Source organism: Geodermatophilus sp. SYSU D00525 (assembly GCF_054050475.1).
In genome coordinates this window covers 40,832-64,718 of record NZ_JBJGZK010000026.1, presented here as the reverse complement: position 1 = coordinate 64,718, position 23,887 = coordinate 40,832, and the positions used below count along the sequence as shown (strand labels likewise).

At 76.4% G+C, this 23,887-nt stretch carries 23 protein-coding genes; 9 read left to right on the top strand and 14 right to left on the bottom strand.

Features of this window, described 5'->3' with window-relative positions; genetic code table 11:
* Positions 1 to 111 precede the first annotated feature (111 nt).
* The 5 genes from ACI796_RS18775 to ACI796_RS18755 form a co-directional block, all read right to left on the bottom strand.
* Positions 112 to 1,167, bottom strand: coding sequence for a substrate-binding domain-containing protein (locus ACI796_RS18775; RefSeq protein ID WP_456942740.1), 1,056 nt, complete (start codon positions 1,165 to 1,167; stop codon positions 112 to 114).
* Between the two features lie 103 nt (positions 1,168 to 1,270).
* Positions 1,271 to 2,440, bottom strand: a complete 1,170-nt coding sequence (locus ACI796_RS18770; protein WP_456942739.1) for an ABC transporter permease — start codon at positions 2,438 to 2,440, stop codon at positions 1,271 to 1,273.
* Entirely contained in the window at positions 2,437 to 3,987 is a 1,551-nt protein-coding gene (locus tag ACI796_RS18765) for a sugar ABC transporter ATP-binding protein (protein WP_456942738.1), read from the bottom strand. The genes ACI796_RS18770 and ACI796_RS18765 overlap by 4 nt, the downstream gene beginning before the upstream one ends.
* 176 nt (positions 3,988 to 4,163) lie before the next feature.
* Positions 4,164 to 5,330, bottom strand: a complete 1,167-nt coding sequence (locus tag ACI796_RS18760) for an ROK family protein (RefSeq protein ID WP_456942737.1) — start codon at positions 5,328 to 5,330, stop codon at positions 4,164 to 4,166.
* Between the two features lie 4 nt (positions 5,331 to 5,334).
* On the bottom strand, positions 5,335 to 6,024 hold the full coding sequence (locus tag ACI796_RS18755; RefSeq protein WP_456942736.1) for an alpha/beta fold hydrolase: 690 nt from the start codon (positions 6,022 to 6,024) through the stop codon (positions 5,335 to 5,337).
* Between the two features lie 129 nt (positions 6,025 to 6,153).
* On the opposite strand from ACI796_RS18755, the gene ACI796_RS18750 reads away from it, so the two are divergent.
* Positions 6,154 to 7,599, top strand: coding sequence for an NAD(P)/FAD-dependent oxidoreductase (locus ACI796_RS18750; protein WP_456942735.1), 1,446 nt, complete (start codon positions 6,154 to 6,156; stop codon positions 7,597 to 7,599).
* Between the two features lie 111 nt (positions 7,600 to 7,710).
* Here the strand turns inward: ACI796_RS18750 and ACI796_RS18745 are convergent, their stop codons facing one another.
* Genes ACI796_RS18745 through ACI796_RS18735 form a run of 3 tightly spaced genes read right to left on the bottom strand, consistent with a single transcriptional unit; the run spans position 7,711 to position 10,787 of the window.
* Positions 7,711 to 8,376, bottom strand: coding sequence for an alpha/beta hydrolase (locus ACI796_RS18745; protein ID WP_456942734.1), 666 nt, complete (start codon positions 8,374 to 8,376; stop codon positions 7,711 to 7,713).
* A gap of 2 nt (positions 8,377 to 8,378) precedes the next feature.
* The gene (locus ACI796_RS18740; RefSeq protein WP_456942733.1) at positions 8,379 to 9,650 is read right to left on the bottom strand and encodes an erythromycin esterase family protein; all 1,272 of its coding nucleotides are present in this window, start codon (positions 9,648 to 9,650) and stop codon (positions 8,379 to 8,381) included.
* Positions 9,651 to 10,787 carry a carboxylate-amine ligase gene (locus tag ACI796_RS18735; RefSeq protein WP_456942732.1) on the bottom strand — a complete coding sequence of 379 codons (1,137 nt, stop codon included), beginning with the start codon at positions 10,785 to 10,787 and terminating at the stop codon, positions 9,651 to 9,653.
* 193 nt (positions 10,788 to 10,980) lie between these two features.
* Between ACI796_RS18735 and ACI796_RS18730 the strand changes: the two genes are divergently transcribed.
* The 3 genes from ACI796_RS18730 (at position 10,981) to ACI796_RS18720 (ending at position 14,517) form a co-directional block, all read left to right on the top strand.
* Positions 10,981 to 11,922 carry a S1C family serine protease gene (locus ACI796_RS18730; protein WP_456942731.1) on the top strand — a complete coding sequence of 314 codons (942 nt, stop codon included), beginning with the start codon at positions 10,981 to 10,983 and terminating at the stop codon, positions 11,920 to 11,922.
* Between the two features lie 97 nt (positions 11,923 to 12,019).
* Positions 12,020 to 12,970, top strand: coding sequence for a GGDEF domain-containing protein (locus ACI796_RS18725; protein ID WP_456942730.1), 951 nt, complete (start codon positions 12,020 to 12,022; stop codon positions 12,968 to 12,970).
* A gap of 149 nt (positions 12,971 to 13,119) precedes the next feature.
* Complete coding sequence (locus ACI796_RS18720) at positions 13,120 to 14,517, top strand: NAD(P)/FAD-dependent oxidoreductase (protein ID WP_456942729.1); 1,398 nt, start codon at positions 13,120 to 13,122, stop codon at positions 14,515 to 14,517.
* Here ACI796_RS18720 and ACI796_RS18715 read toward each other — a convergent pair.
* Both ACI796_RS18715 and ACI796_RS18710 read right to left on the bottom strand, forming a co-directional pair.
* A complete protein-coding gene (locus ACI796_RS18715) occupies positions 14,514 to 15,320 on the bottom strand; it encodes an SDR family oxidoreductase (RefSeq protein ID WP_456942728.1) in 807 nt (268 codons plus the stop codon). The two genes, ACI796_RS18720 and ACI796_RS18715, sit on opposite strands and share 4 nt — an antisense overlap.
* 54 nt (positions 15,321 to 15,374) lie before the next feature.
* Complete coding sequence (locus ACI796_RS18710) at positions 15,375 to 16,310, bottom strand: hypothetical protein (RefSeq protein ID WP_456942727.1); 936 nt, start codon at positions 16,308 to 16,310, stop codon at positions 15,375 to 15,377.
* A 132-nt stretch (positions 16,311 to 16,442) separates the two neighbouring features.
* Here ACI796_RS18710 and ACI796_RS18705 point away from each other — a divergent pair, with 132 nt between their 5' ends.
* Together ACI796_RS18705 and ACI796_RS18700 are read left to right on the top strand one after the other, a co-directional pair.
* Positions 16,443 to 16,700 (top strand): ubiquitin carboxyl-terminal hydrolase 14, encoded by a 258-nt coding sequence (locus tag ACI796_RS18705; RefSeq protein WP_456942726.1) that lies wholly within the window; start codon positions 16,443 to 16,445, stop codon positions 16,698 to 16,700.
* On the top strand, positions 16,700 to 18,271 hold the full coding sequence (locus ACI796_RS18700; protein WP_456942725.1) for a Na+/H+ antiporter: 1,572 nt from the start codon (positions 16,700 to 16,702) through the stop codon (positions 18,269 to 18,271). The genes ACI796_RS18705 and ACI796_RS18700 overlap by 1 nt, the downstream gene beginning before the upstream one ends.
* Positions 18,272 to 18,277: 6 nt before the next feature.
* Here ACI796_RS18700 and ACI796_RS18695 read toward each other — a convergent pair whose 3' ends face one another.
* Positions 18,278 to 18,667 carry a hypothetical protein gene (locus ACI796_RS18695; RefSeq protein WP_456942724.1) on the bottom strand — a complete coding sequence of 130 codons (390 nt, stop codon included), beginning with the start codon at positions 18,665 to 18,667 and terminating at the stop codon, positions 18,278 to 18,280.
* Between the two features lie 60 nt (positions 18,668 to 18,727).
* Here ACI796_RS18695 and ACI796_RS18690 point away from each other — a divergent pair, with 60 nt between their 5' ends.
* The gene (locus ACI796_RS18690) at positions 18,728 to 18,883 is read left to right on the top strand and encodes a hypothetical protein (RefSeq protein ID WP_456942723.1); all 156 of its coding nucleotides are present in this window, start codon (positions 18,728 to 18,730) and stop codon (positions 18,881 to 18,883) included.
* A gap of 3 nt (positions 18,884 to 18,886) precedes the next feature.
* Here ACI796_RS18690 and ACI796_RS18685 read toward each other — a convergent pair whose 3' ends face one another.
* The 3 genes from ACI796_RS18685 to ACI796_RS18675 form a co-directional block, all read right to left on the bottom strand.
* On the bottom strand, positions 18,887 to 19,258 hold the full coding sequence (locus ACI796_RS18685) for a VOC family protein (protein ID WP_456942722.1): 372 nt from the start codon (positions 19,256 to 19,258) through the stop codon (positions 18,887 to 18,889).
* A gap of 81 nt (positions 19,259 to 19,339) precedes the next feature.
* The gene (locus tag ACI796_RS18680) at positions 19,340 to 20,554 is read right to left on the bottom strand and encodes an MFS transporter (RefSeq protein ID WP_456942721.1); all 1,215 of its coding nucleotides are present in this window, start codon (positions 20,552 to 20,554) and stop codon (positions 19,340 to 19,342) included.
* An 85-nt stretch (positions 20,555 to 20,639) separates the two neighbouring features.
* Complete coding sequence (locus ACI796_RS18675; protein WP_456942720.1) at positions 20,640 to 21,602, bottom strand: LysR family transcriptional regulator; 963 nt, start codon at positions 21,600 to 21,602, stop codon at positions 20,640 to 20,642.
* A 109-nt stretch (positions 21,603 to 21,711) separates the two neighbouring features.
* Between ACI796_RS18675 and ACI796_RS18670 the strand changes: the two genes are divergently transcribed.
* Both ACI796_RS18670 and ACI796_RS18665 read left to right on the top strand, forming a co-directional pair.
* Complete coding sequence (locus ACI796_RS18670) at positions 21,712 to 22,734, top strand: cyclase family protein (RefSeq protein WP_456942719.1); 1,023 nt, start codon at positions 21,712 to 21,714, stop codon at positions 22,732 to 22,734.
* A gap of 9 nt (positions 22,735 to 22,743) precedes the next feature.
* Positions 22,744 to 23,874 carry an FAD-dependent oxidoreductase gene (locus tag ACI796_RS18665; RefSeq protein WP_456942718.1) on the top strand — a complete coding sequence of 377 codons (1,131 nt, stop codon included), beginning with the start codon at positions 22,744 to 22,746 and terminating at the stop codon, positions 23,872 to 23,874.
* Positions 23,875 to 23,887: the final 13 nt, after the last annotated feature.

Here is a 23,887-nt window from a genome sequence, read left to right as displayed (position 1 = left end):
GCGGGCGCGCCCGCTCGGGGGGCGGGGTGGGGGGGGGTGGGGGGGGCGGGGCCCCCCCCCCGCGGGGGCGCCCCCCCCCCCCCCCCCCCCCCCCCCCCCCGACCGGGTGGATCAGGACTCGAAGGCGGCGTCGATGTACTGGTCGACGTTCTCCGCGGTGACGACCGGCGCGTTGAGCACGGTCCGGCGCGGGACGCCCTGCGAGGTCAGGTCCGACAGGCTCTTGTCCTGCGCGACGAGCCGGGCGAGCTTGATGCCGTCGGCGGCCTGCGTGTGCGGGTAGATGACCGTCGCCTGGAGGACCGAGTTGCCCTCCTGGATCGCCCGCATGGCGTTGGCCGAGCCGGCGCCGCCGACCATGAAGAACTCGTCGCGGCCGGCGTTCTCGATGGCGGCCAGGACGCCGACGCCCTGGTCGTCGTCGTGGTTCCAGATGGCGTCGATCTGCGGCGCGGCCTGGAGCAGGTTGGCCGCGGCCTCCTCGCCGCCCTCGACGGTGAAGTCGGCGGCGACGCGGTTGTCGACGTCGAGACCGCACTCCGCCAGCGCGTCGGCGAAGCCCTGGCTGCGGTCCTGGGTCAGCGGCAGCGAGTCGATGCCGGCGATCTCCGCGACGACGGCGTCGGGGTTGTCGCCCAGCTGCTCGCAGATGTAGGTGCCGGCGGAGACACCCATGCCGTAGTTGTCGCCGAGGACCGTCGCCCGGGCGGCGAACGGGCTGTCGAACTCGCGGTCGACGTTGATGACCGCGATGCCTGCCTCCATCGCCTGCAGCGCGACCGGGGTCATCGCCGCGCCGTCGAAGGGCAGCAGCACGATCGCGTCGACGCCGTCGTTGATGAACGTCTCCACCTGGCTGATCTGGGTGCTGACGTCGTTGGTGCCCTCCGCGACCACCAGCTCGACGTCCTCGTAGTTCTCGGCCTCGGCGCGGGCGGCCTCGGTGATGCCGGCCATCCAGCCGTGGTCGGCGGCCGGCGCCGAGAAGCCGATGGTGACGGTGTCGCCGGCCTCGTCGTTGTCGCTGGCGGCCTGGTTGCCCCCGCCGCCGCCGCCCGACGCCTCCGGGGTGTTGCTCGTGCAGCCGGCCACGAGCACGCCCGCGCTGAGCAGGGCGACCGTGGCGTACGGCAGGCGGCGGAACGGACGCTGCCTCGTTGCAGACATGCTCTCTCCTCGGGTGTCGCCCCCTCTCCGGAGGCGGGTGGGCTGCCACCGGACGGGGGTCCGGTGGGTGGTGCGGTCCGGCGCGCGGGTCGCGCGCCGGGAGTCAGAGGGTCTTGCCGCTCGAGGCCGGGCGGGTGCCGCCCGGTCCGCCCTCGACGGCCGAGCCGCCGGAGACCGCCCCGCCCGGGCCGCCCGGGCCGCCCGTGGCGGGCAGGCCGCCGGACGGCGGTCCCGCGGTGGGCCGGCGGAAGCTGAAACCGCCGGTGGCCAGCCGCTGCTGCAGCAGGACGGCGAGGACGATGATCACGCCGGTCGCCACGGCCTGCGCCGAGCTCGACAGGTTGTTGAGCGTGAAGATGTTGCCGAGCGTCTCGAAGACGAGGACGCCGAAGACGGTGCCGACGATCGTCCCGCGCCCGCCGATGAGCAGCGTCCCGCCGATGACGACCGCGGCGATGGCGTCGAGCTCGTAGAGCGTGCCGTGGGTCGAGCTGCCCGTCGTCGTCCGCGCCATCATCATCACCGCGGCGATGCCGCAGGTGATGCCGGAGAGCACGTAGAGCTTGACGGTGTGCCGCTGCACGCGGATGCCCGCGAGGCGGGCGGCCTCGGCGTTGCCGCCGACCGCGAAGGTGCGCCGGCCGAAGGTGGTCCGGTTGAGCAGCACCCACCCGGCGATCGCGACCAGCGCGAAGATGATCACCAGCGTCGGGATGCCGAGCACGTCACCGGAGAAGAAGGCCAGGAAGTCCCGGTCCCGCACGATCTGGGTGCGCCGGTTCGCGATGATCTCCGCCAGGCCGCGGGCGGCGGTGAGCATGGCCAGGGTGGCGATGAAGGCGGCGAGCCTGCCGTAGGCGATGACCACGCCGTTGATCAGCCCGGCCACCGCGCCGACGACCAGCGCGGTGAAGACCATGACGATCCAGTGGAAGTCCTCGGCCATCTGCTGGGTGGCCAGCGTGGTGGCCCACACCGACGCCAGCGCCACCAGGGCCCCGACCGACAGGTCGATGCCGCCGCCGATGATCACGAACGTCATCCCGACGCTGACCACGCCGATGACCGAGGCCAGCCGCAGGATGGTCAGGATGTTGTCGACGTCGGCGAAGCGGTCCCCCGCCGTGATCACGCCGACCACGCACAGGACGACCAGGGCGACGACCAGGCCCAGGTTGCGGCCGGCGGCGCCGCCCAGGAAACCGCCGGGACCGCCCCGGCGGGCCTGCTCCTTGCCCGTCCCCGTGACCAGCGCCGTGCTGCCCTCACTCATGCGACGTCCCCTTCGTGCACCGGGACGCCGTGCGTCGACGTCCCCTCCATGACCAGGTCGAGCACGCGGTGCTCGTCGAGGGCCGAGGCGGGCTCCTCCGCCAGCACCCGGCCCTCCGCGACGACGAGGACCCGGTCGGCCAGACCGAGCACCTCCGGGATCTCGCTGGAGACGACGACCACCGCGACGCCGCGGTCGGCGAGGTCGCGCACCAGCGCGTAGATCTCCGAGCGCGCCCCGACGTCGACGCCGCGGGTGGGCTCGTCGAGCAGCAGCACCCGGCAGTCGCGCAGCAGCCAGCGGGCGAGCACGACCTTCTGCTGGTTGCCGCCGGACAGCGTCCGCACCTCGCGGGTGACGTCGGCCGGGCGGACCTCCAGCGCGCTCACCTGCTCGCGGGCGGCGTCGCGCTCGGCGGAGCCGGACAGGAAGCCGCCGCGGGCGAAGCGGGCCAGGCTGGAGATGCTGATGTTGCGGGCGACGGACTCGCCCAGCAGCAGCGCCTGGCTCTTGCGCTCCTCCGGCGCGAGCCCGACGCCCGCGGCCACCGCGACGCCGACGTCGCCGTGCCGCAGCCGGCGCCCGTCCACGCGGACGGTGCCGCCGGTGGCGCGGCGGGCGCCGTAGACGGTCTCGAGGATCTCCGACCGGCCCGAGCCGACCAGCCCGGCCAGCCCGACGATCTCGCCCGGCCGCACGGTGAAGGAGACGTCGGTGAAGGAGCCGCGCAGCGACAGACCCTCGACCTCGAGCACCGGCTCGGCGGTGGGCGCGGGCCGGTGGTGGCGCTCCGGGAAGACGTACTCGATGTCCCGGCCGGTCATCAGGGTGATGACCTCGCGGGTCGGCGTCTCCCGGGCCGGCAGCCCGGTGGCGACGGTCCGGCCGTCCTTGAGGACGGTGATCCGGTCGCCGATCTCGCGGATCTCCTCCAGCCGGTGGGAGATGTAGACGACGGCGACGTCGTGGGCGGTGAGGTCGCGGATGACCGTGAACAGCCGCTCGACCTCCTCGTTGTCGAGGACCGCCGAGGGCTCGTCCATGATGATCAGCCGCGCGTCCTGGGACAGCGCCCGCGCGATGCTCACCATCTGCTGGGAGGCCGCTGGCAGCGACCCGACCTCGGCGCCCGGGCGGATCTCGGGGTGGCCGAGCCGGGTGAGCAGCTCCCCCGCCCGCCGGTTGAGCTCGCGCGGCCGCACGAAGCCCATCTGGGCCTGCTCCCGGCCGAGGAAGACGTTGTCGGCGACGGTGAGCCCGGCGACGAGGTCCAGTTCCTGGTAGATCGTCGCGATGCCCAGGCCCAGCGCGGCCTGCGGCGTGGACAGCCGGACCTGCTCGCCGCGCCAGGAGATGACGCCCTCGTCGGGCTGGTGGGCACCGGCGAGGACCTTGATCAGGGTCGACTTGCCGGCGCCGTTCTGGCCGAGGAGGCAGTGCACCTCCCCCGCGCGGACGTCGAGGTCCACGCCACCGAGCGCGCGGACGCCCGGGAAGGTCTTGACGATGCCGTGCATCTCCAACAGCGGCGGTCCTGCCGGGGGCATGGCCTCACCTCGGACTTCTGCTCAACGCTGACCATTAGTCTGTGCAGCGGTGACCATATGAACGGAGTCACAAGGGGTCAAGACTCCGTGAGCGGTGTCACCGAACCGAGACCTGCAGCGCCCAGGCCAGGGGCGGAAATGGCCATTTCTGTCGCCTCCTGGCGACAGACGGTGACTCAGCGCGCGAGGGCCTGGTGGACGGAGTCCTCGTCGAGGTAGCCCTGGATGGCCATGAGCGCGGCGCCCACCCGGCCGGACAGGTCGGGGGCGTCGCTGACGCTGATCTCCAGCGCGCGGGCGGCCAGCGGCATCGAGCGGCCGTACACCGCCTCGCGGATGCCGGCCAGCAGCGGCGCGCCGGCCTGCGCGACCCCGCCGGTCATCACGATCCGGTGCGGGTTGAAGAAGTTGACCAGCGCGGCCAGCACCGTGCCGATGGTGCGCCCGGCCCGCCGGACCAGCTCCAGCGCCGGGCCGTCGCCCTGCGCGGCGAGCTCGATGACCTGCCGGGTGCTGGTCACCGGCAGCCCCGCCTCGACGGCGTCGCGCAGCAGCGCGCCACCGCCGGCGAGCGCCTCGAGGCAGTTCTCGTTGCCGCACCGGCAGAGCACCGTGCGGCCGTCCGGCGTCGGCACGTGGATGTGCCCGATGTCACCGGCGCTGCCCTGCGCGCCCCGGTAGACCTCGCCGTCGACGATGACCCCGCAGCCGATGCCGGTGCCGACCTTGACCACCAGCACGTCCTCGGCCGAGCCGCCGACGCCGATCTCCCCGAGCGCCATGACGTTGACGTCGTTGTCGACGAGGACCGGGCAGCCGTAGCGGGCGAAGGCGCCGGGGATGTCGTGGTCGTGCCAGCCCGGCATGATCGGCGGGTGCGACGGCCGGCCGGTCGAGAACTCCACCGGCCCCGGCACGCCCACCCCGACGGCGCACACGTCGGCCGGGGTCAGCCCGGCGTCGGCGAGCACCTTCTGCGCCAGCCGGTCCACCTCGGCGAGCACCACGTCGGGACCGTCGGCGATGTCGATCGGGTGCCCGACGGTGGCCAGGATCTGCGCGGACAGGTCGGTGACCGCGACGTCGACGCTGGTGACCCCCAGGTCGACGGCGAGCACGCAGCCGGCGCCGCTGTTGAACCGCAGCAGGGTCGGGGGGCGCCCGCCGGTGCTGCCGCCGCGGCCGCCCTCCTGCAGCAGGCCGGCGGCGATCAGCTGGTCGACGCGAGCGCTGACGGTGTTGCGCGCGGCCCCGGTGAGCGCGACCAGCTCCGCGCGGCTCCGCGCGCGGCCGGTGCGCACGTGGTGCAGCAGTGCGCCGGCCGAGGCGGACGTGGAGGCCATGCCGTCATGGTGACACGCCGGAGGCGCGTCCCCCCTCCTCCGCGACCGCCGCCGTTCCGAGAACCTCCCGGAGGACGGCGGCGACGGCGTCCGGGTGGGTCTGCACCGTCATGTGCCCCGCCCCGGGCACCTCGACCACCCGGCCCGACGGCGCGGCGGCGGCCACCGCGGCGGCCCAGTCGGCGTCGCAGAGCCGGTCCCGCGTGCCGCGGACGACGGTCACCGGGACGCCGACGCGGCGCAGCCGGACGTCGATGCGGTCGGGCGCGGCCACCCGCCACAGCGCCCGCATCGCCCGCGGGCCGGTGGTCAGCCACTGGGCGACGATCAGCGGCGCCTGCCACCAGGGCTCGTGCAGCGCGGTCCGCAGCCACCGCCCGGCCAGCCGGGCGGGCCGGCGCAGCCGCGGGTCGGTCGACGGGCCGAGCAGGACGACGCCGGCCACCCGGGGGTCGACGGCGGCCGCGGCCACCACCTGGCAGCCCTGCGAGTGGCCGGCCAGCACGACCGGGCCGGGGCCGAGCCGGTCCCGCAGCCGGGCGGCCAGCGCGTCGAGCGGGGGCACAGGTGCAGACCGGCCCATCCCGGGTAGGAGCACGACGTCGGCGGGCGACCGCCGGCGCAGCCGTGACCACGACCGCCCGTCCAGGCCCAGCCCCGGGACGACCACGAGCCGGGGGATGACGACGGGCACCGACCTGGTTGTACCGGGCAGGACCGGGCACCGCGAGTGCACCGGCGGAGGGCAGCCGTGACGGGGATCACCCCCCGGACCGGCCCGCCGGGAGACAGCGGGGCCCCTGACGGGAGAGGATCAGTCATCATGACGACATCACCTGCAGCCACCGCCAGCTCTTCGACCGGCCGGCCGCGGGTGGTGATCATCGGCTCCGGCTTCGGCGGCCTGTTCGCCGCGAAGGCCCTGCGCAACGCCGACGTCGACGTCACGGTGGTCGCCAAGACCGGCCACCACCTCTTCCAGCCGCTGCTCTACCAGGTGGCCACCGGCATCCTCTCCGAGGGCGAGATCGCCCCGGCCACCCGCGAGGTGCTGCGCCACCAGAAGAACGCCAAGGTCGTCCTCGGCGAGGTCGTGGACATCGACGTGGACACCCGCACGGTCACCTCCACCGTGCTCGGCCGCACCACGATCCACCCCTACGACGAGCTGATCGTCGCCGCCGGCGCCGGGCAGTCGTACTTCGGCAACGACCGGTTCGCCGAGTTCGCCCCCGGCATGAAGAGCATCGACGACGCCCTCGAGCTGCGCGGCCGCATCTTCGGCGCGTTCGAGCTGGCCGAGCTCGCCACCGACCCCGCCGAGGTCGACCGGCTGATGACCTTCGTGGTCGTCGGCGCCGGCCCGACCGGTGTGGAGATGGCCGGGCAGATCGCCGAGCTCGCGCACCGCACGCTGCGCCGCGACTTCCGCAACATCGACCCGCAGCGGGCCCGCATCATCCTGCTCGACGGTGCGCCGCAGGTGCTGCCGCCGTTCGGGCCCAAGCTCGGCGAGAAGGCCCGCCGGCACCTCAACGAGATCGGCGTCGAGGTGCAGCTCGGCGCGCTGGTCACCGACATGGACGCCGACGGCCTGACCGTCAAGGACGCCGACGGCCAGCTGCGCCGCATCTCGGCGGCCACCAAGGTGTGGGCCGCCGGCGTGCAGGCCTCGCCGCTGGGCCGGCTGCTCGGGGACAGGACCGGCGCCGAGGTCGACCGAGCCGGGCGCCTGTCGGTCCAGTCCGACCTGACGCTGCCCGGCCACCCCGAGATCCACGTCGTCGGCGACATGGCCAACCACCCGGACAAGCTGCCCGGCGTCGCGCAGGTGGCCATCCAGGGCGGGCGCTACGCCGCCGACCAGATCAAGCGCCGGCTGGCCGGCAAGGCGCCGCGGGGCGCGTTCCGGTACCGCGACAAGGGCAACATGGCGACGATCTCGCGGTTCTCCGCGGTCGCCGACATCAAGAAGATGAAGTTCGAGGGCTTCATCGCCTGGGTGATCTGGCTGGTGGTGCACCTCTTCTACATCATCGGCTTCAAGAGCCGGGTCACCACGGTGCTGCACTGGATGGTCAGCTTCCTGGGCCGCGGCCGCTCGCAGCGGGTGGCCACCCAGCAGCAGGTCTACGGCCGGCTGGCGCTGGAGAAGCTCGGCCCCGGCTTCGAGGCGTCGAAGACCGGCGGGCCGAAGGACCACCCGCAGACCCCCGACGAGGTCAACGGCGAGCAGCAGCACGACTTCGTCGGCCGCCGCACCGCGTAGCCACCGCACGTCCCGACGGCCCGGACCCCTCGCGGGGCCCGGGCCGTCGCGCGTCCGGGCTCAGCGCACGCAGGTGCTCGGCGCAGCCAGGTGCTCGGCGCAGCCAGGTGCTCAGCGCAGCCAGGTGTCCAGCGCCGCGGTGACCAGCTCGCGGGTCACGACGTGGCCGCCGTCGAACTCGTCGTAGGTGACGTCGTACCCGGCGGCGGCGAGGTCCCGGAACACCCGGCGGCCGCAGCGCTCCACCGGCAGCACGCGGTCGTGGGTGCCGTGGGCGATCCAGATCCGGGGCCGGCCGGTGCGGCCCGGCGGGGCGGTGAAGCCCGGCGAGAACGCGAGCAGCGCCTCGAACAGGTCGCCGTTGGCCAGCCCGAGCGAGAGCGCATAGGAGCCGCCGTCGGAGAACCCGCCGAGCGCGATCCGCGAGACCGCGAGCCCGGCGGCGACCTGCTCCAGCGCGGCGTCGAGGACCGCCACGTCCCGGCCGAGCCCGCCGGCCAGCAGGTCCCAGGTCGAGGCGACCGAGGAGGTCGCGAGGACGGCGACCCCGCGGGCGGTGGCGACGTCGCCGACCGCGGCCAGCGAGTGGTCCGCCGTCCCGCCCGCGCCGTGGCAGAACACCAGCAGCGGTCGCGGGCCGGCCGGTCCGCCGGGGACGGCGACCAGCGCCTCCGGGCCGCCGAGGTCCAGCGCGGTGGTGCCGGGCGGCAGCGGCGGGCCGGCCGGCTGCGGGCCCGGGCGGGCGTCGAGGCGGCCGGCAGCGGCGGGGGCGGCCACGGCTAGACGGCGTGCGCGACCGGCGGCACGTGCTCGTCGGGCCGCTCGAGGTGCAGCGGCTGCACCGGCGTCGTCTCCTCCAGGTAGAGCAGGGCGTCGTAGCGGTCGCCGGTCACCGTGGGCACGTAGTTGCCCCAGCGCTCGCGCTCGGGCCGGTAGACGACGCCGATCGCCCGGTGCCCCAGCCGCCGGTCCAGCCAGCCCGGGCGCTCTCCGCGCGGGACGACGACGAGCGCGTCGTGCCCGACCTCGCGGTGCAGCAGGTCCTCGAGGCTGCCCTCCCGGGCGGGCGGCACGGTCATCCGCTCCATCTGCGCACCCCACTCCCGTCCGGCGACGACGCCGCCGCGGTGGCCGGCGAAGCCCACCAGGACGACGTCGCCGGTGCCGTGCCGCTCGCGCAGCAGCCGGCCGAGGTTGGTCATGCCGGCGTCGGCCATGTCGGTGGCCCGGGCGTCGCCGACGTGCGTGTTGTGCTCCCAGACCACGGCCTTCGCGCCGGTGTGGTCCACCAGCCGGTCCAGGGTGTCGGCCATGTGGACGTCGCGGACGTTCCACGACTCCGCGGAGCCGCCGACCATCGCCCGGTAGTAGCGCTCCGCGCCGACGACCACCGCGGCGTTCTGCTCGGCGGCGAACCGGTCGTCGGGGTCGTCGTCCGCGCCGCGCCGCTCGCACAGCCGCCGCAGCAGCGCGACGACGGTCTCCTCGCACGCCGCCGGGGCGAAGCGCTGGGCGAAGGCGTACTCGGCACCGTCCTCGCCGAAGGGCTCGAAGCAGCGCAGGGCCTGCCTGGCCGCGTCGACGTGCCCGGGCTCGTGCTCCCGCACCCAGGCCAGCAGCTCGTGCATCGAGTCCCAGAGGCTGTAGACGTCCAGGCCGGCGAAGCGCACCCGCCCGGCCTCGGGGCGGCCGGCGTTGACCCCGCGCAGCCAGCGGCAGAAGTCGACGACGTCGTCGTTGGCCCACATCCAGGTCGGCCAGCGGGCGATGGCGTCCAGCGCCGCCCGCGGGTCCTCGGCGCCGCCGGGCCGCAGCCGCACGCTGCGGTCGACGCGGGCGCAGTCGGGCCAGTCCCCCTCGACCGCCACCAGCCCGAACCCGCGCTCCTCGACCAGCCGGCGGGTCAGCGCGGCGCGCCAGGCGTAGTACTCGTGCGTGCCGTGGCTGGCCTCGCCGACCGCAACCAGGCGCGCGTCCCCGATGCGCTCGAGCAGCGGGTCGAGGTCGGCGTCGTCGCGCAGCGGGCCGGCCGGCTGACCGAAGCCGTCCATTCAGGACCTCCCGGCCGCCCCCTCGCGGACGACCCACTCCGCGACCGCCCGGCGGTCGCCCGTGCGCAGCCAGGTGCTCCGCTGCCGCGCCGCCGACGTACCCCGGCCGAGCAGGTCCTGCACCCGGGCGGTCACCTCGTCCCACTCCCCCGCCGTGGTCAGGTCCTCCTCCAGCTCGGCCAGCAGCCCGGTCACCGCGGTGGGGGCGTCGACCAGCTCCTCGCGCAGCGGGTCGTACAGCGGGCCCGACAACCCGGAGCGCGCCGCCCGCCACCGCGCCGCCCGCAGCACCTCCGGCCGCAGGTCGGGCACCGGCTCCCCCCGCTGCGCCCGCCCCGCGAGCACCCGCACCAGCGAGCGGACCAGCGCGGCGTGCAGGACGGCGTCGTCGAGGGTGGTGCAGACGTCGGCCAGCCGGAACTCGATCGTGGGCAGCCGGGCCGAGGGGCGGACGTCCCAGTACAGGTGCGACCCGTCGGCCACCACGCCGGAGGCGACCAGCGCGGCCAGCACCCGGCGGTAGCCGTCGGCGTCGCCGAGCGGCTCGGGGGCGCCGGCGTGCGGGAAGCGGGTCCACCACAGCGTCCGCCAGGACTCGTAGCCGGTGTCGACGCCGTCGTGGAACGGGGAGCTGCCGGTCATGGCGAGCAGCACCGGGAGGTAGGGGCGGGTGCGGTCGAGCACGGCGACGGCGGTGTCGAGGTCGGGGACGCCGACGTGCACGTGGCAGCCGCAGATGTCCTGCTGCCGCGCCAGCCCGGCCCAGCGGTCGACCATCGCCTCGTACCGCTCGCCCGGGGTGACCGGCATGGTGTGCCAGGAGTCCCACGGGTGGGTGGAGGCCGGCAGGAGCAGCAGGCCGTCCCGCTCGGCCGCGGCGGCCGCCTCGGTGCGGGCCGCCACCAGCTCGGCGCGCACCTGCTCGAGCGTGGTGCACACGCCGGTGGCGATCTCCAGCTGCGTGGTGGCGATCTCCGGGTGCACCCGCTGCCCGGCCTCGCCGGCGAGCGCCGCCGCGGACGCCCGCGGGCCCGGCGTCAGCTCCAGGGTGTCCGGGGAGACGAGGTGGAACTCCTCCTCGACGCCGAGGGTGCGCCCGACCGCGGCTCCCTCGGTCTGCAGGCCGTCGGTGCGCACGCCCCTCCTCGGTGCCGGTCCGGTCGCCGGGGGGGCCGACGCTACGGCCGCCGCCGCCCCGCCGCACCTGCTGCCCGGCGCGCGCGGGACACCTCCGGCCGTTCACGCAGGGCGGAACGGAGGGGGTGGCAGCGCGGTCCGGCGAGGCGTCCACTGGTCGGTGCAACGCTGTAATCAGAACCGGAGGTGGACCGTGGCCCGACCCGACACCGACGCGGCCCTGGACGCCTACTCCCAGGTGGTCACCGCGGTCGCCGCCGACCTCACCCCGCACGTCGCCGCCCTGCAGGTGACCGCCCCCGACGGCCGGGCCGGCGCCGGCTCCGCGGTCGTCGTCCCCGGCGACGGGCTGATGCTCACCAACGCGCACGTCGTCGGCCGGGCGCGCAGCGGGCGCGCGGTGTTCGGCGACGGCACCGAGACGCCGGTCGAGGTGGTGGGCTCCGACCCGCTGTCCGACCTCGCCGTCGTCCGGGCGACCGCCGGCGCCCCCGAGCCCGCGGAGCTCGGCGACGCCGCGCAGCTGCGGGTCGGCCAGCTCGTCGTCGCCGTCGGCAACCCGCTCGGGCTGGCCGGCTCGGTGACCGCGGGCGTGGTCAGCGGCCTGGGCCGCTCGCTGCCCACCCGGGACGGGCGCACCGCCCGGGTGGTCGAGGACGTCATCCAGACCGACGCCGCGCTCAACCCGGGCAACTCCGGCGGCGCGCTCGCCGACTCGGCCAGCCGGGTGGTCGGCATCAACACCGCGGTCGCCGGGTGGGGCCTGGGGCTGGCCGTGCCGGTCAACGCCACCACCCGCCGGATCGTCGACGCGCTGGTCCGCGACGGGCGGGTGCGCCGCGCCTACCTGGGCCTGGTCAGCAGCCCCGCGCCGCTGCCGGCCCCGCTGGCCGAGCGCACCGGCCGGCGCCGCGGCCTGCGGGTGGTCGACGTCGTCCCGGGCTCGCCGGCCGACCGGGCCGGGCTGCGCGCCGGCGACCTGGTGCTGGAGGCCGGACGGGCGCCGGTGGCCGAGGCGCAGAGCCTGCAGCGGCTGCTGTTCGCCGAGGCGATCGGCCGGCCGCTGCCGGTCACCGTGTACCGGCTCGGGGCGATGGTCGACGTCATCGCGGTGCCCACCGAGCTCACCGGCTGACCCTCCCCGGCGACCCTCCCTCCGAGGGGGACGGCCGTTCCCGCGCTCAGGACGGGCGTGATGGGTGACGATGTCGTCCGCAACGGAGGGAGGTCCCGTGCACGGTGACCGCAGGGGCGGGCTGGGCCTGCTCGCGCTGCTCTACGGCTGCGCCGCCGTCCTGTGTGCCGCCGGCGCGCTGTGGCCGATGCACCCCCGGACGCCGGTGGTCCTGCTGACGGCGCTCGCGGCCGTCGGCGGGCTCGGCTCCGCGGCGCTGTGGCACGTGCGCGACCGCGCGCCGACGGGCCGCTCCCCCATGGCCCTCGTGCACGCCGCCCTCGCCCTGCTGTCCCTGCTCACGGCGCTGCTCGCCTGGCGCTCGGTCACCGCGGTCGGCGTCGTCGGCCTCGGCCCGGTCGTGGTGGCGCTCGGGGTGCTCGCCGGCCACGTGCTGCCGCCGGCGCAGGCGCGGCTGCACGTCGCGGGCGGCGTCGCCGTCGTCACCGCCGGGGCGCTCGCCGCGACGCCGGAGGGGTTCCTCTCCGCCTGGCTGGCCGCCGTCGCCACGGTCGCGGTGCTCACCGAGGCGCAGATCCGGCAGTCGGGGGCGCTGCGCCGCGCGGCCGGCACCGACCCGCTGACGGGGGTGGCCAACCGCCGCGCCTGGGAGGCCGAGTCCGCCCGGCTGCTCGCCCACGCGCAGCGCACCGGCGAGCCGCTGACCGTCGTGGTCCTCGACCTCGACGGGTTCAAGGCCGTCAACGACACCGAGGGCCACTCCGCGGGTGATGCGCTGCTGCGCTCCCTCGCCACGGCCTGGAGCCGGGAGCTGCGCCGTTCCGACGTGCTCGGCCGCCTCGGCGGGGACGAGTTCGTGCTCTGCCTGCCCGGCACCGGCACCGACCGCTGCGCCGAGCTGCTGGACCGGCTGCGCGCCGTCTCCTGCGGGGCGTGGTCGGCCGGGGCGGCTGCCGCCGTGCCCGGCGAGGACCTCGCCGCGACGCTGGCCCGCGCCGACGCCGCGCTGTACCGGCAGAAGCGCGCCCGCCACTCGGCCGCCGGCTGACCGCCCGCGTCGGCTCCCCGCCCCTCGGTGCCGACGCGCCACGCGCCCGGTGGCCGCTCCCCGCCGCACCGCCCCGACGGCGCCGCCGGTGCCACCCTGGGGCCGCCCGGCGACCGGCCGCGCGCGCCGTCCCGGGCGAGGGAGCGGCCATGACCTCGGTGGTGGTCTGCGGCGGCGGCGTGGTCGGGCTGAGCGCCGCGATGATGCTCGCCGACGACGGGCACGACGTCACCGTCCTCGAGTCCGACCCCGACGGTGCCCCGACCACGCCCGCCGAGGCGTGGGACTCCTGGCGGCGGACCGGCGTCGCGCAGTTCCGGCAGCCGCACAACCTCTTCGCCCGGTTCCGCGCGGTCGCCGACGACGAGCTGCCCGGCCTCACCGACCGGCTGCTGGCCGACGGCTGCGTGTGGGTCGACTACACGGAGCTGCTGCCGCAGGGGATCGCCGACCGCGCACCCCGGGTCGCCGACGAGCGGCTGCGGTTCGTCACCGGCCGCCGGCCGGTGGTGGAGTCCACCGTGGCGGCGGCCGCCGAGGACACCTCGCGGGTCACCGTGCGCCGAGGGGTGCAGGTGGCCGGCCTCCTGCCCGGGCCGCCCGCCGCCGACGGCGTCCCGCACGCGGCCGGGGTGCGGACGACGGAGGGCGAGGAGCTGCGGGCCGACCTCGTCGTCGACGCCACCGGCCGGCGCACCCGTTCGGCGCGGTGGCTGGCCGGCCTCGGCGCCCGGCCGCCGGAGGAGCGCGCGCAGGCCTCGGGGTTCGTCTACTACACGCGCTTCCTCACCGGCCCGGAACGGCCGGTGCGCCGCGGCCCGGGGCTCATGCCGCTGGGCAGCGTCTCGGTGCTCACGCTCGACGGCGACAACGACACCTGGTCGGTCACGGTGTTCGGGCAGACCGGCGACCGGCCGCTGCGGGCGCTGCGCGACCCCGCCGTCTTCGACCGGGTGGTCGGGGCCTGCCCGCTGCAGGCGCACTGGCTGGACGGGCGTCCGCTGGGCGGGGTGGCCGCGATGGCCGGGGGCCTGGACCGCAGCCGCCGCTTCACCGTCGACGGCCGGCCGGTGGCGACCGGCTTCGTCGCCGTCGGGGACGCGTGGGCGTGCACCAACCCGTCGGCCGGCCGGGGCCTGTCGATCGGCATCGCGCACGCCGCGCTGCTGCGCGCCGCGGTCGCCCGGGACCTGGACCGGCCCGCCGACCTCGCCGCGGCCTTCGCCGCGGCGACCGAGCGGCGGGTCGGTCCGTTCGTCACCGACCAGCTGGCCGAGGACCGCTCGCGGCTGGCCCAGATGGACGCCGCCCGCCGCGGGGAGCCCGAGCCGCCGCTGTACCCGGAGCTCGCGGCCTTCCTCGGGGTCGCGATGCAGGACGCCGACGTGTTCCGGGCGATGCTCGAGTACCGGCTGTGCATGGCGCCGCTGGCCGACCTGCTGGCCGTGCCGCTGGTCCGCGAGCGGGTGGCCGCGGCGGTGCCCGACCCCCCACGCCCGTTCCCCGGACCGGACCGCGCCCGGCTGCTGGAGCTGCTGGCCTCCTAGGGGCGGCGCCAGTCGTCGCCGGTCAGGTGCGAGCCGGCCATCGGGCCCATCTGCAGCATGCCGCCGTCGACGGCGTAGGAGGAGCCGGTCACGTAGGACGCCTGCGGCGAGGCGAGGAAGGCGACGACGGCGGCCACCTCGTGCGCGTCGCCGGGCCGGCCGACCGGGACGCCGGGGCGCTCGTGGCCGGGCGCGGTCGGGTCCTCGTCCTCCTGGCCGGTCATCGGGGTGGCGATCTCCCCCGGCGCGACGGCGTTGACGGTGATGCCGTGCTCGGCCAGCTCGATCGCCGCGACCCGGGTGAGCAGACCCAGCCCGCCCTTGGCCGCGCAGTAGGCGGCCGCGCCGACCCGCGGCTGGTGCTCGTGCACGCTGGTGACGTTCACGATCCGCCCGCCCCGCCCGGCGGCGACCATGCGGCGCGCCGCGCGCTGCAGGCAGAGGAACGCCGCGTCGAGGTCGGTGGCCAGCACCTCGCGCCAGGTCTCCCAGTCGGTGTCCAGGATCAGCGTGGAGTGGCCGGTGCCGGCGTCGTTGACCAGGACGTCGACGCCGCCGAGGGCGTCGGCCAGCTCGTCGACGACGCCGGCGGCGCCCGGCAGCCGGGTGAGGTCGACGTGGCGCACCTCGGCCCGGCGCCCGCGGGCCCGCACCTCGTCGGCGGTGGCCTGCGCGTGCGCCTCGTCGCGGTACCAGGTGATGCCGACGTCGCAGCCCTGCTCGGCGAGCGCGACCGCGACCGCCCGCCCGATGCCCGACTCCGACCCGGTGACGACCGCGACGCGGCCCGCTGACTCCGTCATGCCCCCATGCTGGGGGCGGGGTCGGGGGCCCGCGACGCGGCGGCGGTGGACCGGTCAGGCCTCCAGCGGCGCCCGCTCCAGCGCGGCCACGCGGTCCGCGGCCCGGTCGCGGTCGGCCGCCGCCCGCTGCGCCGCCCGGTCCGCGGCCGCGGCCCGCCGGCCGGTCCGCGCGGCCTCGGCACCGGCCGCCTCCGCGTCCGCGCGCACCCGCTCGAGCTCGGCCTCGAGCTCCTCGACGCGGGCGGTGAGCTCCTCCTGCCGGCGGGCGGCCCGGCCGGCCCGCTCGTGCGCGGCCCGGGCGGCCTCCTCCGCCTCCGCGGCGTCCCGCTCCGCCGTCTCCGCCTCCTCGCGGGCCGCGGCCAGCTCGCGGTCCCGCCGCTCCTGCGCGGCCCGCCGCCGCTCCTCCGCCGCGCGCCGGGCGGCGTCCTCCGAGGCGTCCCGCCGGGGCCGCGGGGCCGCCGGCGTGCGCCCGGGCCGCGGCGGCGGCACCACCCGCAGGTCCGGGCGGGTGCCGAAGCCGGGCCCGAGGCCGCGGGAGGACAGCGGCGCGGTCAGCCGGCCGCCCAGCAGCGCCTCCCCCGCGTCCGGGTCGGCCAGCGCGGCCCGCAGCGTCTCCTCCACCTGGTCGGCGACGGCGTCGCTGAGCGGGGTGCCGCGGCGCGCGGCCACCGCCCGGGCCCGGCGGGTGAGCGCGGCCAGCAGCCGGGAGCGCTGGGTGCCCAGATGGCGCAGCTCGTCGCCGGCCAGGGTCTGCTGGGCCTCGCGCAGCAGGTCGCCGAGCTCCACCAGGCCGGCGATCTCGTCGGGCTGCTCCCGCACCAGGACGTTGCACGCCCACGCGGCGGTCGAGGGCCGGCCGAGGGCGCCGATCTCCCGCGCGAGCGCCCGGTCCCCGGCGGCCCGGGCGCGGCGGGCGGCCTCGGTGCGGGCGGTGACGAACTGCCCGGGCGGCACGGCGTAGAGCTCCTCGGCGACCTCGTCGAGGTCCACGGCGCCTCCTCCCGGCTCGCGCGGTCGCCGCCGACCCTGCCACGGGAAGAGCGGACCGGCCGGGGGACGTTGCCGCCCGCGTCGCGCGGGTGGTCGACTCCCGGCGACAGCCGCGACGAGAGGGGGACCGTGATGACGACGTGCGGGCACCTGGACCAGATCCGCGACGTCTCGCCGGACTCGGCGGAGGGCTGCAGCGACTGCCTGGCCATCGGCAGCCGGTGGGTGCACCTGCGGATGTGCCTCTCCTGCGGGCACGTGGCCTGCTGCGACTCCTCGCCGAACCGGCACGCCACCGCGCACGCGGGCGCCAGCGGCCACCCGATCGTCCGCTCGGTCGAGCCGGGCGAGGACTGGCGCTGGTGCTACGTCGACCAGGCGCTGGTGTGATGGAACTGCCCCTCGTCGGCCTGCTCGCCGGCTCCTTCGCCGTCAGCGCGCTGGCGCGGCGGCTGGGGATCTCCCCGCCGCTGCTCCTGGTGCTGGTCGGGCTCGCGGTGTCCTTCCTGCCGGGCGTGCCCGACTACGCGCTGGACCCGCACCTGATCCTCACGCTGGTCCTGCCGCCGCTGCTGTACTCCACGGCGCTGGACAGCTCCTACCTGCGGCTGCGGGCCAACCTCCGCCCGATCGGCATGCTCGCGATCGGGGCGGTGCTGCTCACGACGGTCGCCGTCGGGCTGGCCGCCTGGTGGCTGGTGCCGGGCCTGCCGCTGGTCTCGGCGCTGGTGCTCGGCGCCGTCGTCGCCCCGCCGGACGCGGTCGCGGCCACCTCGGTCGGCCGGAGGCTCGGCCTGCCGCGCAAGGTCATGACCATCCTGGGCGGCGAGAGCCTGGTCAACGACGCCACCGCGCTCACCGTCTACCGGGTCGCCGTCGCGGCCGCCGCGGGCGCCGGCTACGGCATCGCCGAGGGCGTGGGCGTGTTCGTCCTCGCCGCCGTCGGAGGCGCCGCGATCGGCTGGGCGCTGGGCTGGCTGGTGCACCGCATCCGCCGGCTGCTGCGCGACGGCGTGCTGGAGAGCGCGCTCGGCCTGCTCGTCCCGTTCGTCGGCTTCACCGTCGCCGAGGAGGTGCACGCCTCGGGCGTCCTCGCGGTGGTCCTCGCGGGCCTGTACCTGGGGCACCGCTCCCCCGCGGCGCACCCGGTCGCCCGGCTGCAGGACCGCGCGGTGTGGCAGGCGGCCGACACCGTCCTCGAGGCGACGGTGTTCGCCCTGATCGGCCTGCAGCTGCGGGCGGTGGTCGCCGGCGTCGGGCCGTCGGTGGGCACGCTGACGGCGGTCGGGCTGTTCCTGGTGCTGGTCGCGCTGGTCGCCCGGGTCGCGTTCGTCTTCCCCACCACCTACCTGCGGCCGCTGGCCCGCCGCCGCCCGGACTGGACCCCGCCGCCGTGGACCTACCCCGCCGTCATCTCCTGGGCCGGGATGCGCGGCGTGGTCTCGCTCGCCGCGGCGGCCGGCATCCCGCTGACCACGCTGTCGGGCGCGCCCTTCCCCGGGCGCGACGAGATCGTCTACCTGACCTTCGTGGTCACCGTGGGCACCCTGCTGCTGCACGGGCTGACGCTGCCGGCGGTGATCCGGCGGCTGGGCGTGCAGGGCTCCGAGGAGGCCAGCGACGCCCTCGCCGAGGCACAGGCGCAGAACGACGCCGGCCGCGCCGCCGTGGCCCGGCTCGACAGCCTCGACGACGGCGACCCGCTGCACGCCGCCACCGTGGCCGAGCTGCGCCAGCGGATGGAGGCACGCACCAACGCGGCGTGGGAGCGGCTGGGCGGCCCCGTCGCCGGCGGCGGCGAGACGCCGAGCGCGGTCTACCGCCGGATGCGGCGGGCCATGCTCGAGGCCGAGCGCGAGGTGTTCGTCCGGTACCGCGACGCACGGCGCATCGACGACGAGGTGTTCCGGCGGGTGCAGCACGAGATGGACCTCGAGGAGGTCACCCTGCTCCGCGGCTGACCGCACTCACCGGTCGAGCGCGGTCAGCCGCTCCTCCCGGGCTGCGCGCAGGAGGCCGGGCAGCCGCGGGTCGGCGAGGACGCCGGCCGAGCGGACGGCGAGCTTGCGGAACGACTTCCCCGTGCCCTCGAGCAGCCCGCCGTCGAGACCCGCGTCGGCCAGCGCCGCGCCGCGGTTGAAGCCGAGGTTCAGGTGCCGGTCGTAGACGTCGAGGTAGGCGTAGTGCTCGGAGTCCTTCCGCGGCCCCACGCCGTAGCCGACGGTGCGCTGGTGCGGCCACACCACCCGCACGGCGCCGGGGTCAGCCTCCCGGACGAGGGCGTCCGCGGCGCGGACGAGGTCGGCGGTGGCGGGCGGCAGGCCGGCGAGCAGCAGGTCCCACGGGTCGTCGTCCATCCCGGCCATCCTGCCCCGGCCGGGGCCTAGGCTGGCCGCAGCCGTCCCCCGGAGGTCCCCGTGCTGCTGCGTCTGCTCGGCCTGCTGCTGGTCGTCTGGCTGGCCGTGACGATCGTCGGGTGGGTCGTCGAGGGCCTGTTCTGGCTGGTCCTCGTCGGCCTGATGCTCCTGCTCGTCACCGCCGCCCTCGGCATGCGGGAGCGCCCCCGCCGCTGATCCTCAGGCCGGCACCCGGGCGCGGCTGCTCAGCACGAACCGGTTGCCGTCCGGGTCGGCGAACACCGCCTGCCGGCCCCACGCCTCGGTCGTCAGCGGCCCCTCGAACGGGACGCCCGCGCCGGCCATCCGCGCGTACTCGGCGTCGACGTCGTCGACCTCGAACACCAGCCCCTGCAGCGAGCCCGGCGGCATGCGGTCGAACCAGGTGACCAGCGTCAGCGAGGTGCCCGAGCCCGGTGTGCCCACCTGCACCCAGCGCGCGCCCGGGGCGAACTCGGCGTCGCGCAGGACCGTCAGGCCGACCTGACCGGTCCAGAAGCGCAGCGCGGCGTCCTGGTCGCTGACGGGGACGGAGACGACGGTGACGTCCACGGGGACCTCCTCCGGGAGCGGGGCCCCAGTGCACCGCCCCCGCACCCCCGAGGTCCAGGGGTGCGGGGGCGGGCGGGCCGGTCAGTGCGCGGCGGCCACCGCGGTCGGCCGGCGCAGCCGCACGCCGGCGGCGGCGACGACGCTGACCGCACCGAGCAGGGCCAGCGCGGCGTCGAGCCCGCCGAGGGCGCCGCTGAGCGCGAGGACGACGAGCGGGCAGGCGAACTGCCCGACGAACAGCGCCGAGGTCCACACGCCGGTGGCGCGGCCGCGCTGCTCGAAGCTCAGCGAGCCCAGCGCCCACGACAGCATCGCGGGCAGCAGCAGCCCGTTGCCCAAGCCGGTCACCACCGCCGCGACGACGACGGCCGGGACGGCGTCGGCGAACCCGAGGCCGAGCAGCCCGACGCCCGACAGCGCGAACGCGGCCGGCACGGTCACCGCCGGGCCGAGCGCGGCCAGCCGGCCGAAGGAGAAGGCGCCGACCGCGGTGCCCAGCGAGCTGATCGCGCTGACCGCGCCGATGGTGCCGGTGGCGGTCACGCCGATCGCGTCGAGCTTGAACGACAGCTCCACGACGAGCACGTAGAACACCAGCCCGCCGAGCAGGGTGACCCCGACCGGCGCGGCCAGCCGGGCCCAGGGCAGCGCGGGCAGCTCCTCCGAGCGGGCGGCCGGGGTGGGCTGCCAGACGAACCGCGCCGCGGCGACGGCCAGCGGCAGGCTGACGGCGTAGAGCCAGAACGGCGCCCGCCACGAGTGCGACCCCAGCGCGCCGCCGAGGGCGAAGAACAGCGTGGCGGCCACGGTGGTGAACACGACCTGCAGGCCGAAGTAGCGCTCCCGCCGCGGCCCGGCGAAGTAGTCGGCGAGCAGCGTGGTGCAGCAGGTCATGATCGCCGCCTCGGTGAGGCCGACCAGCACCCGGCTGGCGACGATCAGCGGCAGCGAGTCCAGCCACAGCGGCGCGGTCCCGACGACGGCGTAGGCGACCAGCGCGCCGACCAGCAGCCGCTTGCGGCCGACCCGGTCGACGATCCGGCCGGCGACCACCGCGGTCAGGCCGATGACCAGCGCGGGCGCCGTGAGCACCACCGGGGCGAGCGTCTCGACGCCCGGGGTGCCGGCGAAGGCGTCCTGGATGCGCGGCAGGACCGGGGCCAGCAGCACCGAGCCGAGCACCCCCAGGCAGCTCGACAGCAGCAGGACCAGGGCCTGCGCGCGGCCGGCGGGGCGGCCGGTGGCGGGGTCGACGGCCACCTCGTCGGTGAGGGGTGCGGCGTCGCGGACTGACACGGGCGTCTCCGGGGAGGACGGGCGCCGGTCCGGTGACCGGCGTCACTGGACGGCGAGTGTCGGCACCGCCCGCCCGGAGCGGAAATCACTTCTCCCGGGGTGCGGTATCAGCCAGGTCGATGTCCTCGCGCGCGCCCGGGGAGACGGCCAGCTCCGCGGCGCGGGAGACGACGTCGCGCAGGTACCGGTGCTCGGGGTCGTCGTCGTAGGCCGGGTGCCACCACATCGCCTCGACCAGCGGCCCGGCCTCGAACGGCGGCGGCAGCGCCCGGATGCCCGAGCCGAGCGGCAGCAGGTCGACCAGCCGGCGCTGCAGCAGCGCGATCCGGTCGCTGCCGGCCACCAGCGCCGGGACGGTCAGGAAGCTCTCGTTGACCACCTGCACGCGCGGCTCGATGCCGAGCTGGCGCATCTGCCGCGCGGCCGGGGTGGACGCCGTCTGCCCGTGGTAGGTCGCCACCCACGGCAGCGTCTCGAGGTCCTCGACGGTGAGGCCCCGCTCGGCGACCGGGTTGTCGGCGGCGACGACGCACACCCACTCGTCGCGGTAGAGGTCGCGGTGCGGCAGGTCGGCGGCGAACCCGTGCGGCAGCAGCATGAGGTCGGCGGTCAGCAGCGCCGCGGACGCGTTCTCCACGATCGCCGGCGAGTGCGGGGTCAACCGCAGCCGGGTGCGCGGGGCCTCCGCGGCGAGCAGCGCGGCGACGGTGTCGCCGAGGACGACGACCACGTAGTCGCTCACCAGGACGGAGAACTCGCGGGTCGAGGACGCCGGGTCGAAGCCGGGCTGCGCGGTGAACACCCGCTCGACGCCGGTGAGCGCCACCCGCACCAGCTCGCGCAGCTGCACCGCCAGCGGGGTGAGCCGGTACTCGTTGCCGACCCGGGTGAGCAGCTCGTCGCCGAAGTGCCGGCGCAGCCGGGCCAGCGACGCCGACAGCGCCGGCTGGGACAGCCCCATCTGCGCCGCGGCCCGGGTGACGCTGCGCTGGCCGAGGAGGGCGTCGAGGGACACGAGCAGGTTGAGGTCCAGGCTCGCGAGGTTCACGACGCCGACGGTATCGGCGCCGGCTATGACCCCCATCAGACATCTCGTCTTCCCTCCCCCGCCGGGGGTGACGGACCGTGGTCCGCGTCACGACGAAGGAGACGCGACCGTGCCCGACCGCACCTGGCTGGACCCCGCTGCGACCCCGGCAGCGCTCGACCGCACCGACCCGGAGACGGCGATCGAAGCCGCTGCCGAGCGCTGCTCGAACTGGGGCCGCTGGGGTGCCGACGACGTGCTCGGCACGCTCAACTTCCTCACCGAGGACAAGCGCCGCGAGGGTGCCGCGCTGGTCAGCCGGGGCGTGAGCTTCTCGCTGTCCCAGCGGTTCGACGCCGACGGGCCGCAGAAGGGCTGGCGCCGGCGCACCAACCCGGTGCACACCATGCTGGACACCGGCACCGACGCCGAGCGCGGCGTGCAGGGCTTCCCGCACGGCATCGGCGGCGCTGATGACGTCATCGCGATGCCGCTGCAGGCCTCCACCCAGTGGGACGGCCTGGGCCACATCTTCGACCACGGCAACGCCTGGAACGGCCGCCGCGCGGGCGACGTCGTCACCAGCCTCGGCGACGCCGTCACCGGCATCGAGACCGTCGCCGACCGGATCGCCGGCCGCGGCGTGCTGCTCGACGTCGGCCGGGCCGTCGGCACCGACGGGGAGCTCCCGGACGGGTTCGCCATCACCCCCGCCCACCTCGAGGCCACCATCGCCGCCCAGGGCGACAGCGCCCGGGTCGGCCGCGGCGACCTGCTGCTGGTGCGCACCGGGCAGCTCACCCGCGCCCGCCGCTCGGTCGCCGCCGGGCAGGGGTGGGGCGACTACGCCGGCGGGCCTGCGCCCGGGCTGTCGTTCACCACCGCCGACTGGCTGCACGCCACCGAGATCGCCGGCGTCGCCACCGACACGTGGGGCTTCGAGGTGCGGCCCAACGAGTTCGACGTCGCCTTCCAGCCGCTGCACCAGGTGTGCATCCCCCACATCGGCCTGTTCCTCGGCGAGTTGTGGGACCTCGACGCGCTCGCGGCCGACTGCGCCGCCGACGGCGTCTGGGAGTTCTTCCTCGCCGCCGCCCCCCTGCCCGTGACCGGCGCCGTGGGCGCCCCGGTCAACCCGATCGCCGTCAAGTAGGAGACCCCGATGCCCGCCGTCAGCACCGTCCTGGTGGTCGGGGCCGGCCTCGCCGGCGCCGCCACCGCCATCCGCCTGGCCGAGGCCGGCGTCGCCGTCGACCTGGTCGAGATCAAGCCCGAGGTGACCGCGCTCGGCTCCGGCATCACCCTGCAGGGCAACGCGCTGCGCGAGCTGCGCACCCTCGGCGTCTGGGACCAGGTGTCCGCCGCCGGGTACGCCTTCGACGTCACCGGCATCCGGGCGCCCGACCCGGCCGGCACCGTCGTCGCGGAGATCCCCGACGCCCGCACCGGCGGCCCGGACCTGCCCGCCGTCATGGGGATGTCGCGCCCCGAGCTGGCGCGCATCCTCACCGACCGCGCCGCCGAGGTCGGCGTCAAGGTCCGGTTCGGGACGACGCACACCGAGCTGCGCCAGGACGCGACCGGCGTCGACGTCGCCTTCGCCGACGGCTCGACCGGCCGGTACGACCTCGTCGTCGGCGCGGACGGCCTGCGCTCCTGGACCCGCCGGGCCCTGGGCATCGAGCTGGAGACCAGGCCGGTCGGCATGGGCATCTGGCGCGCGTTCGGCCCGCGGCCGGCGAGCGTGACCCGCACCGATCTGTACTACGGCGGGCCGTCGTTCATCGCCGGCTACTGCCCCACCGGCGAGGACTCGCTCTACGCCTACGTCGTGGAGCCGGCGCAGGACCGCTCCATGCTCTCGCCCGAGGAGCAGCTGGCCACCATGCGCGAGCTCGCCGCGGCCTACCACGGGCCGTGGGACGACGTCCGCGCGACGCTCACCGACCCGTCCCGGGTGAACTACACCTGGTTCGAGACCCACGTGCTGCCCGCGCCGTGGAACCGCGGCCGGGTGGTGCTGGTCGGCGACGCCGCGCACACCTGCCCGCCCACCATCGCCCAGGGCGGCGCGCAGGCGCTCGAGGACGCCTACGCGCTCACGGACCTGCTGCTCACCCGGCCCGCGCTCGACCAGGACCTGTGGGACGCCTTCACCGCCCGCCGCTTCGACCGCGCGACGACCGTCGTCGACGCCTCCAACCAGCTCGCCCAGTGGCAGCTCGACCACGTCCAGGGCGACATCCCGGGCCTCATGCGCTCGATCGCCCAGCTCGTCGCCCAGCCCGCCTGAGAAAGGACCCTCC

Coding starts and splice junctions, on each gene's coding strand:
- ACI796_RS18775 (WP_456942740.1), bottom strand. CDS start 1,167: ATGTCTGCAACGAGGCAGCGTCCGTTCCGCCGCCTGCCGTACGCCACG.
- ACI796_RS18770 (WP_456942739.1), bottom strand. CDS start 2,440: ATGAGTGAGGGCAGCACGGCGCTGGTCACGGGGACGGGCAAGGAGCAG.
- ACI796_RS18765 (WP_456942738.1), bottom strand. CDS start 3,987: ATGCCCCCGGCAGGACCGCCGCTGTTGGAGATGCACGGCATCGTCAAG.
- ACI796_RS18760 (WP_456942737.1), bottom strand. CDS start 5,330: ATGGCCTCCACGTCCGCCTCGGCCGGCGCACTGCTGCACCACGTGCGC.
- ACI796_RS18750 (WP_456942735.1), top strand. CDS start 6,154: ATGACGACATCACCTGCAGCCACCGCCAGCTCTTCGACCGGCCGGCCG.
- ACI796_RS18740 (WP_456942733.1), bottom strand. CDS start 9,650: ATGGACGGCTTCGGTCAGCCGGCCGGCCCGCTGCGCGACGACGCCGAC.
- ACI796_RS18720 (WP_456942729.1), top strand. CDS start 13,120: ATGACCTCGGTGGTGGTCTGCGGCGGCGGCGTGGTCGGGCTGAGCGCC.
- ACI796_RS18715 (WP_456942728.1), bottom strand. CDS start 15,320: ATGACGGAGTCAGCGGGCCGCGTCGCGGTCGTCACCGGGTCGGAGTCG.
- ACI796_RS18705 (WP_456942726.1), top strand. CDS start 16,443: ATGACGACGTGCGGGCACCTGGACCAGATCCGCGACGTCTCGCCGGAC.
- ACI796_RS18700 (WP_456942725.1), top strand. CDS start 16,700: ATGGAACTGCCCCTCGTCGGCCTGCTCGCCGGCTCCTTCGCCGTCAGC.
- ACI796_RS18695 (WP_456942724.1), bottom strand. CDS start 18,667: ATGGACGACGACCCGTGGGACCTGCTGCTCGCCGGCCTGCCGCCCGCC.
- ACI796_RS18665 (WP_456942718.1), top strand. CDS start 22,744: ATGCCCGCCGTCAGCACCGTCCTGGTGGTCGGGGCCGGCCTCGCCGGC.